Raw genomic sequence first — 11,259 nt, forward strand, 5'->3', positions numbered from 1 at the left:
CCCCGTTAACTTAATTCAAATATTTTTAATATTATATCATAAAATGTCGAAAAATTAAGGGAGTAGCCTTATTCGAACTTTGGGTTAGCCTGATGGTTTTTACGATCTATTGGCGAAAAGCTTGGTTCTTTTGGTAATTCCAAAAAAAGTTAATAATTAAGAAGGCGTTTTTTGGTTTACTTGATAACCACATAAAAAACGCCTTCTTTTATTCAAAAAACTTATGATTTTGTATAAATGGGCTACACTTTGCTAAGTATTCACTTTTCGTTCAGTTAGGGAGCGATGACGCGCCGAGCGCCAAGATACCGTTTAGACCAATAAGAATCGGTCATATCATCATAAGAGACTCCACCTGAGGATGAATTAATCATCGTATTTTTTCCAATGTAGATCCCAACATGAGAAGCCCCTGAGGAATACGTATGGAAAAATACTAAATCACCGGGGCTCAAGTCAGATCGTGAAACAGAAACACCATTTAAATACTGCTGCTCAGAGGTTCGACTTAATTTTATCCCAAAGTGATTATATACGCTCTGAGTATAGCCTGAACAGTCAAATCCCGGGGATGCTGTCGTACCTCCCCAGACATAGGGAGTCCCTAAAAACTGAGCGGCATAATCCAGAATCTGTTGCACTCCACCGGAAACTTGGACAGTACCAGCCACCCCACCGCCAGAATTAGCTCCACCAGAGGACTGATTTGGGGCCTTAGCCGCATACGCTGCTTCAAGTTCTTCTTGTTCAATTAATTTTTGGATCCGACTGACCTTGGCCTGAGCAGAAAGAGCAGCGTTCATGGTTGTTTTCTCTTCTGTACTTAATTGAGCAAGAATTGCTTGTTGCTTATCTAACACCTGTTGCACAGATTGCTGTGTTTGAGTCTTATCCTGGATTGCAGCTTGAATCGTAACCTTCTTTTGATTGATTAATTCCTTTTGGCTATTCAAGGTTTCGTTCAAGACGATGAGATCATCACGCAGCTTACCGTAAGTACCAATAATCAGCTGTATCTTTTCAGCTCGATCCAAAAATTCCGCTAAATTTGTAGCCTCAAACAAAATAGCAAAGTAAGTATTAATACCCTCCTCATAGTTATTCTTCAAAACTTGCCCTAACGCTTTAATATGTTCCTCTCGTTGTTCCTTAAGTTTCTGCTGCTGATCTTCCAAATTTTTAAGGCTCTTTTGTTCTTCATCTAGTTTCGCTTGCTCACGAGCGATGCTATTATTTAAAGTTTGAACAGATTGCTTTAAAGCTAAAACCTGGGACGTTACTCCCGCCACCTTAGCCTTTTTATCATTCAAAGCACCATTTAATTGATTCGCTTGCTGTTGTGATTGCTTGAGCTGTTGTTGTAAATCCTCAGCTTGGGCTGGAATTGATGAAGTTACGAAGAGAAAGACTCCTATAATGCCTACTAAGGTTGTCTTCCGTATTAGATAGTTACGTTGCATTCTAAGACCTCTCTAACTCCTATAAAATTTTTTATACTAGAAGTATAACTTATCGTTATATACTTTCTGGAATAAGTGCAGCTATATTTCTATAGTTCGTCATAAAACCACGAAATTCCTTGTTTATCATGTCAGAAACAAATAATTGGCAAAGTTCATTGCAAGGTACGGTGCATATATGTGGAGCTCTAATAATGGAAAAAACCACCTCAAATGAGATGGTTTATTTTCGGTTTGAAAACTATTTGTAATTTAAATGCAACACGTCTCTTATCAAAAAATTGATCCCTTCGAAAGGGCTGGGTACTTTTACATCTAAAATTTGTAATAACGAGAGTATGAAAGCCATAGAAAGTAGACTTGAAAAAACTATTAGTTCTCGCCAATGCTTATTCCTAATAAGCTTGGGGACTTCAAATAAAATAATACCTAAAAAAACACTCATTAGTAAAAAGGTCATTTCACATTCCTTTCTTCTACTTTGGTAACTTGCGTATCTTAACTATTAAAAGGGAGATAAGTGGAAGCACGATATAGAATGATAAACTGAAGATGGGGTATGTATTCATGGCTGTATAGGTGAATTGAATGGAAGATTCATTAGTTAGAGCAAGTGTGATTCCAATAATCCCTACTGGGATAACTAAAGGAACATATGAGCGTAGCTTCAATAACTGAGCCATACCCAAAACAGTTGCATAATAGAAAACGCTAACTTTCAAAAACATCGATAGTATTAACCCAATTCCCACTAACGCTTCCAATCTCTCGATAATTTCTCCAAGGTCTATCAATCGTACAGCTTCCATAGAAGGAGATACAACAATATCAGCAAGAGGTCCAAGCACCGCAGTATTTCGTATCACTACTATTAGTGAGGTTATCCCTCCTATCATCAAACCGTATAAAACAGAAGTTTTGACCTGCTTCATTTTATTGGCATAAGGGATTACCATCATAAAAATAATGACTTCATTGAAGGGAATCGCCATCATAATATTTGTCCCTTGAATAAAATCATGAATAGGTATATCAAAGATCGGTAGGAAATTGCTGAATTTCATTTCGTTAAGTAAAAGAATAAAGGTTGTTAGAGCGATCAAGATAGTGAACAAGACTAGTATAATGCTCATCCGCGCTATAACCTCTATCCCTGCACGTACTCCCCAAGCGCAGATAAACGCAAACATGATCATAATGACTATGATAGGAGTTTCGGGGAAGAAAAATGTAAGAAAAAAATCACCTGCAAACCACAGATTGGAGGAGACAATCATAAGAAATAGCATGATATATTGAAAAGAAACCAATTTGCCTAAATAGGGCCCGAAAACAGCATCGTTGATTTGGAACAAATTTTGACCGGGAAATTTTAAGGCAAGCGTTATATAAACTAACGCTAACGGTAGACTCATCATCAACGCAGCGATTAAGGCTAGCCAAAGATCATGCTTTGTCGCATCCTTGGCAAAAGCTAAGGTCAATAGCGAGCCTTGAATAAACCCACCTACTAAAAACATGAGTTGCGAGCTTGATATTTCTCCCTTTTCTAGTTTCAATATGGTTTACTCCTTTGCCGGCGCTACTGCTTTTTTAGAAGAACCTGATCTACGTATCTTCCCTTCGACAGTTACCTCAACTTCAAGATCAGGAAAAATTTCATCCCAACGACTTTCTAACTCTTTCCACTCCTTAGGGAATTTTTGATGCACGACATCACCAAAGCCGAATATATCTGCATTTAATTTCTGAGCTTTACTTAATGCTGCTTTGACTTCGCTTTCTATAGCAGCATTTTTTTCATCTTCAAGTTTTTTAATGGTTTGACGATTTTCTAAGTCATCTGTGCATGACTGACTCCCGATATTCCCCTCTTCTTTAATATCGACCTTCATATGAACTTTATCCTCAATGATTTCTGGTGTGATCTTGCTCTTGGCACGAATAATTTCCAGGCTAACTTTCCCATTACTTTCAGGACTCACAACGTCAATGATCCCGCTCTTTACTTTATTAAGGACCCATAATAAGCCTCGAGTTTCAGTTTTATTCAATTCCCCAACTAATTTATCTTGTTTAAAAACAGCCGTTCCGGTCACAAGCAGTGATTTTTTACTTCCCTGACCAGAGATTTTAACAAAAGCGGCAATGGGGGCCGTCGTTTTACTCATTAAGCGAGTTGCAAACTCATCTAACTTGATAGCAGTAGTTTGAGAGGATGCTTTCTGGGCCTTTAACAAGTTCGCTAGACCGATTGCGGGTATTCTTTCTAAATTTGGTTTTACTTCAAAAATATCACTTGCCTGATCTTCTGCTACCAAAATCCACACCCCAAGGCGAGTTTCCTGGTCTCGAACAAAAAAGTCTATATGTTCTCGGATCCCTGCCTCTGCTAACGAACGGCCAAAAATAATCACTTGATTGTGGGGCCAATATAACTTGCGGCTAGATTGATGAGTGAAACCTCTTATGACCTCAAACAGGCTTTTCCCGGTGTTCCTTGCATTCCAAAAGGCATCAGCACTAGAATTGCCTTTATCACCTACTTTAATCTCACTCGTTTTAACAATTTGCACTGTTAATTGCAATTGATCCGTAACGTCTTCATCCTCAAGTTTATCAATACCAGCCCCCATTGTAATCGCTAAACTATTTAGTTCTCGTCGATTCCAACAGCCCGTTGTCCCTAAAATAAGAATCAAACAAATTATGAGACATCTGAAAGTGCAAAAGCTTATTCGTTTCATCGATTACACCTTATCTAACAGCTTTATTTTGTTCCTTAGTTTCTTCCGATGGTGAGCTAGGTTTCAGTCTAAATTCCTGACGTTCAGGGTCATGCCACCCTATCGTTCTAGGTCTTGTAAACATAGCCCAGATTGGTGCTCTAATAATGGTATCTTTTAAGTCCCGAATACTTAGAGGGGCCAGCGGTGACAAATAAGGAGTTCCAAATGATCTCAGTGAAGCTAAATGAATAAAAACTCCTAACTGTCCGATTACTATCCCATAAATACCAATAAACCCTGCTAGTATAACAAAAGTAATACGTAGGACCCCTCCCGAATCCGACTGCGCTGAAACAACGAAGCTAGAGACAGCAGTTAAGGCTACAACGATGACCATAGGTGCTCCGATGAGTCCTGCTGTTACAGCGGACTCTCCGATTACCAAGGCCCCAACAATGCTAACAGCTTGTCCTACTGGTCTTGGTAATCGAACTCCCGCCTCCCTTAGAATCTCAAAGATTATACCCATCATGATTGCCTCCATCACTGCCGGAAATGGAACCCCTTCCTGAGCACCTGCCATGCTAAATAACAATGGAGTAGGAATCAGCTCTTGATGAAATGTCGTTAAAGCTACATAGCTACTAGGGGCAAAGATGCTTATAAAATAGGCTAAAAATCGAATTGATCTAATCAGACTTGCAAAGAACGGCCGGGAATAGTAATCCTCTGAACTCTGAAAGCTTTCGATCAGCACCATAGGGACTGAGAGTACAAAAGGAGTGCCATCAACCAAAATTGCCGCCCGCCCCTCAAGGATCTTTGCAGCAACCGCATCAGGCTTTTCGCTATTAGCGACTGTCGAAAATATGGAAAACGGAGCATCCTCAATAAATTGCTCAACATAACCTGACTCAAGGATGGAATCTGTTTTAATCCGATTAAGCCTACGCTTAATTTCCTCAATCAGTAAAGGATTGGCTATGCCTTGTATATAGGCTATACAAACATTAGTTTTAGTTCTCGAACCTAGTTTCATGGATTCTATTTTTAAATCAGGGCTCATGATTTTACGCCTTATTAAGGTGGTATTCGTCAGTAAACTTTCGGTAAAGCCTTCACGTGGCCCACGCACGACGGATTCAGTTTTTGGCTCTTCTACCGCTCGTGACTTCCAATTAGTCGTCATTATGGCTAAAGCTTCATTACATTCATCAAGCAACAAAATCGACTGTCCGGACAGACATCCGTCAATTATTTCATCATATGAACTATATTGATTAACTCCACCTACTGAAAGTATTCTCGCCTTAATTTGCGCGATATCTTTAATTTTTAGCGTTTCATTCTGAGATGAATGTGATTCAGACATTAAAGGCTTCATGATATTTTCATTGATCATCGATTGATCCGTCATACCACTAAGAAAAATTAGTGCTACATTGATATGATCACCAAAGCTAAATTCTCGAATAATAACGTCGAAATTATTTCCAATTAGATTCCTGATGGCAATTAGGTTTTTCTCAAGACTTTGAGAAAGCTTAATTGGGGTACTTTGCCCATATTCAGACGTTCCTTGTTTCTTTTGATCGTCTGCATAGTTTACGTTCAATAATTTTAAATACCGCAATTTTTTGAGGATGTAACTAATCAATATCCCTATCCCTCCTCTGAGTCATCTCTTTATTATTTCTATCTCTTTAATTATTTATCCAAATTGTTTGGATAAATAAAGCTCCAACACGTCAAAATGTGTTGGAGGCTTTATTATGGATGTATAGTCTTTAAGATTTTGAATATCTGAACGGGGAATCTGAAGACTCTATTGAATTTTGAAGTTTCTCAGTAGCAGTTTCTGCCACACGCCATTGAGTTGAGTCTTTAGATATCTCTTGTCCCTCTGTCTCATCAAATTCAGTCATTTGTCCCCAATATCGTTTGGGCATCAAAGTCATACGGCAGCGTGGGTTATTTCGTCCTGCTACGGCAATGGTTCTATAGAACTGTTTCCATAAACGACGATATTCAACTTCAGTACCCTCAACTTCTGGTAGCGTTAACTGATCAACAAATACCAGTTCTGCTTTGGGCGAACGATAAATCAAGGCCACGCTGTGAGTTTTATCATATATCATAAACGCTTCATTATGGAAACGATCACAAAAGTGCGGCGATAAAAGGGGTAAGACAAAGTTCTTCGGTTCAATTACGGCTACAAGCACTTCTCCATAAACGGAAAAACGAACAAAGCCCTTGAACTTGTGACTTTCAGACGTCAAGTGGCGGACCGCTTTTTGAAGGGAATTTACTATATCATCGGTAAGCATAGCCATAACCTTGCTCCCATGCCTAAATCCTAAACGCAGGAAACGATAGATTAACAATTCTTTGTGGGGGGCACACGTTAAAAAGCCGAGCTGAACCAACTCCTGTGCTTGGGTCGAAATCTTCATGGGAATTGAGTTGAAAACCCTATCTGCCTTAGGCTTATCTGTTTCAATCCATTTTTCAGTAACAAAAAGGCTCTGTTGGCTCTGATGTAGACCAGCGGGCTGAATGTCGTTGGGGATCTCCTTTTGCTCGTAGCTTTCAAAAACGCAACACATCAGTCCTTCAAAACTACCATCATAGGCATAGACTACACCTGTCCTGTCAGACATTGCTGCACATCCTCTCTCGTCAGGAACGGCTCAGTGAAAAGTGACAGCTGTTCAGAATAGGGTGCCGGGAGCTTGTATTGATCGGCCATCAACGCCCTAATGGCTCCATCTGAGCTAATTCTAAGGCCCTCCATCATCTTTCCTTGACAGGTAATAAAATACTGCGCGCGCTTCAGTACAACCCCAATTTTTTTGAGTCCAGAAAAATCAAGCAGGCCGTTTCTCCTAGCCGTAAGTATACGCAGAGCACTGGTCACGCCGATGCCGGGTACTCGTAATAGCATCTCATACGGCGTTTTGTTAACCTCCAGAGGAAACTTCTCCAAATGATTGAGTGCCCAATTGCACTTGGGATCCACCTGTAAATTGAAATTAGGATTTTGCTCATCAAGCAGTTCTTTGGCTTCAAAGCCATAAAACCGCAACAACCAGTCAGCCTGGTAAAGTCGATGCTCTCGCAAGAGAGGTGGTCTGATGTCCACGGAAGGCAGCAGTGAATGTTCAGCCACCGGCATATAGGCAGAGAAAAACACCCTTTTGAGATGATATTTTCGATATAGTCCTTCGGTTAAGGTTAATATCTTATGGTCCGTATCAGGAGTCGCTCCTACAATAAGCTGTGTACTCTGTCCGGCTGGCACAAATTTAGAAGCATGACGATACTTTACAAGGTCCGTACTATTTTCCTGGATCTTGGTACTGATCAATCCCATGGGACGCAAGATGGATTCCTTAGTCTTGTCCGGTGCTAAAAGCCTTAGGCTCTCCTGAGATGGCAACTCAATGTTGATACTCATCCGATCCGCCAAAACACCTAAACGCGTAATCAACTCACTATCTGCCCCAGGTATTGCCTTGACATGAATATAACCGCCAAAATGGTAAACGTTACGCAACAAGTCAAGAGCTTTAATCATTTGCTCAGTCGTATGGTTAGGACTTTTGATCACCCCAGAGCTCAAGAACAAACCTTCTATGTAATTACGTCGATAAAAATTAATCGTAAGTTCGGCAAGTTCTGTTGGGGTAAACGCCACTCTTACAGGATCGTTTGACACTCGATTAACACAGTATTTACAATCAAAGATGCAGACATTGGTCATCAGCACTTTCAGTAGAGATATACACCGTCCATCAGCAGAAAAACTATGACATATCCCCGCCTTTGCAGCACTGCCTATGGTACCTAGCTTACCACCTCTATCTACACCACTGGAGGTACAAGCCACATCGTATTTAGCTGAGTCTGACAAAATAGTCAGCTTATCAAAAATATCAATGTTCCACTCCTCCTCACTTCATATATAATACTATAATATAAAACACACGTTCTTGTCAAAGAATAATATATCGAACAGACGTTAGGCTTTAGGTTTATCTTACCTAAAAAGTTCATTTTCGAGTGAATTATTTTCAATCGGGTAGGAGGCCACTCATTATTTGAGTGGCCGACCTCCCACACCACTTATTCCGACTTCTGGATTATTCCGACTTTAGCAATGCATCTCTACCGCGGAGGAATGCCACTGGCACTTTTATCCGAATGGCTGGGTCACGCTCAGTTAGAAACCACTATGATTTACGCATATGCCTGTGCCCCCTTCTCTCCAGTTCCCAGTCCAATTCATTTAGCATAATGTTACTAAGAATCGGACTAAGAGGGCCGCCTTATGCAAAGTAAACGATTATGCAAAGTAAAACTTTAAAAGCATTGCGTTTACTGTATTGTACCTTGATTTACTTTGCATAATATCTGGTCTACTTAAGACTGGAAAGCCAATCAAGCAATGCTTCATCCTTGCCCCAGTCAGGGAGATCGTTATCCACCAAATCAGGATAGGCATTTTCAATAGCCTTCCGTTTTAGACGTCTCTAGTGATGCTGTTGTAGCAGTACCACATCTAAATAGAGGCGTCTTTCTCCTTTCTTCAAGGATATAACGTCATGGTCATTATATTCGTCAACTTAGGGACAGGCAAGACCGTCAGTTTTCGGACTTTTTAATTCAGCGTCAACACTTTTGCCTTTTCTATCATTTTATATTTCACTTGCAGTTTCGTCTTCTGATCAGTATAGATCTACACTTTTTTATCTTGAACATACTTAAGCGCAATTCTTCATACGAGGGGGTGAATAGACAAAACATACCAGTTTACAGACTCACTACTTGGATATAATAGGATTAGAATGGTAGATGAGGCTTCTTGAAGAAATACAGCCACAACCAACTTACAAGAAGTTATTTGTTCCATTTTATGTAACCAAAAGGGGGAGAGCTTAACGGGCTCCCCTTTCTACATCTTATACAAAAATCAATTGCACGTACTCAACTCAAACTCGATCTCGAACGGCCTTAACTCTCCATTGAACTCGCGTGCTGGATGAATTTACAAATAAATATAAGACAAACAGAAAAAATAATAATGAGAATTAAAGAGGAGAAGGACAATTGGATAGAAATATATTAAAAGTATCAGAGAATTTTGAGATAATAGGAAAACGCTTGACACAAAAGGAGGTCACTTTGTTGAAATTAACGTTTCCACACATGGGTAACCTTTGGATTATGGCACAAACACTCTTTGAATCGGTCAACATAGATGTTGTTGTGCCTCCAGAAAACAGCAAGCGTACCATTACGCTTGGTACCAAATTTTCACCCGAATCCGCTTGCCTCCCTCTTAAACTTAACCTAGGTAACTTTATTGAGGCGGCGGAAAAGGGCGCTGATACGATAGCAATGACCGGAGGAATCGGGCCTTGTCGTTTCGGCTATTACGGAGAAGTTGAACGTCAAATTCTCAAAGATGCAGGATACCCTTATGATGTGGTGATTCTTGAACCGCCGGATGGAAGTTTTCTTGGATTAGCTCAGCATATCCGCTATTTGGTAGGCAAAAAAGTCTCCTGGGTTAAAATTCTTCAGACAATGCGATTCGCTTATCAAAAAATTATTGCTTTGGATCAAATTGAAGATTTGATCCATGCAGCGCGACCGCGATTAGCTCAAGAAGCAGAGAAATTATACGACGAAGCAAAAAGGCGAATGGCCCAAACTATGAGTTACACAGGAGTACAAGAAGTGGTCTGTTGGCTTAAAGAAAGTATTCGTGAACGGCAATTTAGTCATCAGAATACTGATAGGGATGAATCTATCGGTGAACCTCTACGTATTGGCATAGTAGGAGAAATTTATACTGTTCTCGATCCGTTTAGTTCTGCAGATGTTGAACCGCAACTCGGTCAATTGGGCGTTCACGTCGACCGCTCTATTTATTTATCCGGGTGGTTAGGAGAAAACGTATTCCGAGGATTAATTGATGGTTACCGCTCCATGAATTCTTACCATAAGCTAGCTACGCCCTATTTGGCCCATTTTGTAGGAGGACATGGTCAAGAAAGTGTAGGGGCTGCCGTAAAGTTTGCCCAGGAAGGGTTTGATGGGGTTATTCAGCTATTTCCTCTTACCTGTATGCCTGAAATAGTAGCTGCTGAGGTTTTACCTAGAGTTCAAAACGATTATCAAATTCCGATTATGAAATTAATCATGGATGAACATACTGGACATACGGGGGTACAGACGCGACTGGAAGCGTTTGTAGATTTATTAGAACGATCACGCATAAATAAATCAAGAAACATAACCTGTGAAGAAGTGAAAAACTTAGCTGGAAAATAAATATGGTTACCTCAACAAAAGGGGTCTACTCTTCATCCCGATAAAGATCAACATAAAGGTTGCCATTAGTAGCCAGCACAGCAAAAGCAACATCCTCTGTGTTTTTAATTCCCTTTTTATTGAGTTCTTGATAGAGCCACTCATGGTTTAATCCACTTTGTAGTAGATTTTTTCCAATTATTTCGGGGAGGGTCCGAAAGTAACAACAGCCACTATCGGTCGAGTCATCGATATGGGCCTCACCGACCCCTTCAATATGGGTGCAGCAATGGCTTCAGCTGCGGTTGATACAATTGAGAGACATTTTAGGGACTTAAAAAGAGAACCTTCTTATTATGACGTTATTGCAACTGGTGACTTAGGGAGAGTAGGCCATAAGATTGCTGGTGACTTATTGAAAAAACATGGAATGGACATACCTGAAGAGATTTTTACTGACTGCGGAATTTTGATCTATAGTAAGGATCAACCAACTTTATGATTTGTGCGGCGGTTATGCTCCCTCTCTAAGGACAACAGGTCTTAATGTGAGCTCTTTCATTACAGTATCGTGAGTCTCATTAATTACCCGTTCCTTGATCTCCCCTGCCCTACGGGCTACATAACCATAAATTGGAGGTGCTGCTCCTTGGATGATATAACGCCCTCCAACTCGCCGTTATTCCATAGTGGGTTAGCCCCATGGAACCGAGATTGACGGAAGGCTTATCCAACCGTCTTCAAGACCT

Annotated in this window: 7 protein-coding genes and 2 pseudogenes; 2 read left to right on the top strand and 7 right to left on the bottom strand. The window is 40.3% G+C overall.

Annotated features, from left to right (window positions below):
• Nucleotides 1–275: 275 nt before the first annotated feature.
• From UF75_RS21855 to UF75_RS31120, 7 genes and pseudogenes are all read right to left on the bottom strand, one after another.
• Nucleotides 276–1,460: a C40 family peptidase gene (locus tag UF75_RS21855; RefSeq protein ID WP_045576671.1), complete on the bottom strand. Its 1,185-nt coding sequence runs from the start codon at nucleotides 1,458–1,460 to the stop codon at nucleotides 276–278.
• Between the two features lie 476 nt (nucleotides 1,461–1,936).
• Nucleotides 1,937–3,019 carry an endospore germination permease gene (locus UF75_RS21865; RefSeq protein ID WP_082075288.1) on the bottom strand — a complete coding sequence of 361 codons (1,083 nt, stop codon included), beginning with the start codon at nucleotides 3,017–3,019 and terminating at the stop codon, nucleotides 1,937–1,939.
• 6 nt (nucleotides 3,020–3,025) lie between these two features.
• On the bottom strand, nucleotides 3,026–4,207 hold the full coding sequence (locus UF75_RS21870; protein ID WP_045576674.1) for a Ger(x)C family spore germination protein: 1,182 nt from the start codon (nucleotides 4,205–4,207) through the stop codon (nucleotides 3,026–3,028).
• 10 nt (nucleotides 4,208–4,217) lie between these two features.
• The gene (locus UF75_RS21875) at nucleotides 4,218–5,846 is read right to left on the bottom strand and encodes a spore germination protein (RefSeq protein ID WP_045576675.1); all 1,629 of its coding nucleotides are present in this window, start codon (nucleotides 5,844–5,846) and stop codon (nucleotides 4,218–4,220) included.
• A gap of 130 nt (nucleotides 5,847–5,976) precedes the next feature.
• The gene (locus tag UF75_RS21880) at nucleotides 5,977–6,852 is read right to left on the bottom strand and encodes a TIGR03915 family putative DNA repair protein (protein ID WP_082075289.1); all 876 of its coding nucleotides are present in this window, start codon (nucleotides 6,850–6,852) and stop codon (nucleotides 5,977–5,979) included.
• Nucleotides 6,831–8,132 carry a putative DNA modification/repair radical SAM protein gene (locus UF75_RS21885; protein WP_045576676.1) on the bottom strand — a complete coding sequence of 434 codons (1,302 nt, stop codon included), beginning with the start codon at nucleotides 8,130–8,132 and terminating at the stop codon, nucleotides 6,831–6,833. The genes UF75_RS21880 and UF75_RS21885 overlap by 22 nt, the downstream gene beginning before the upstream one ends.
• Before the next feature lie 301 nt (nucleotides 8,133–8,433).
• Nucleotides 8,434–8,520: pseudogene (locus tag UF75_RS31120) on the bottom strand (RNA-directed DNA polymerase (Reverse transcriptase)); the annotation flags it as partial.
• Between the two features lie 859 nt (nucleotides 8,521–9,379).
• Between UF75_RS31120 and UF75_RS21890 the strand changes: the two are divergent.
• Both UF75_RS21890 and UF75_RS21895 read left to right on the top strand, forming a co-directional pair.
• On the top strand, nucleotides 9,380–10,531 hold the full coding sequence (locus UF75_RS21890; protein WP_045576679.1) for an acyl-CoA dehydratase activase-related protein: 1,152 nt from the start codon (nucleotides 9,380–9,382) through the stop codon (nucleotides 10,529–10,531).
• 184 nt (nucleotides 10,532–10,715) lie between these two features.
• Nucleotides 10,716–11,003, top strand: a pseudogene (locus UF75_RS21895) (stage V sporulation protein AD); the annotation flags it as partial.
• Nucleotides 11,004–11,259: the final 256 nt, after the last annotated feature.

The organism is Desulfosporosinus sp. I2, assembly GCF_000960765.1.
Classification (GTDB): Bacteria; Bacillota; Desulfitobacteriia; order Desulfitobacteriales; family Desulfitobacteriaceae; genus Desulfosporosinus.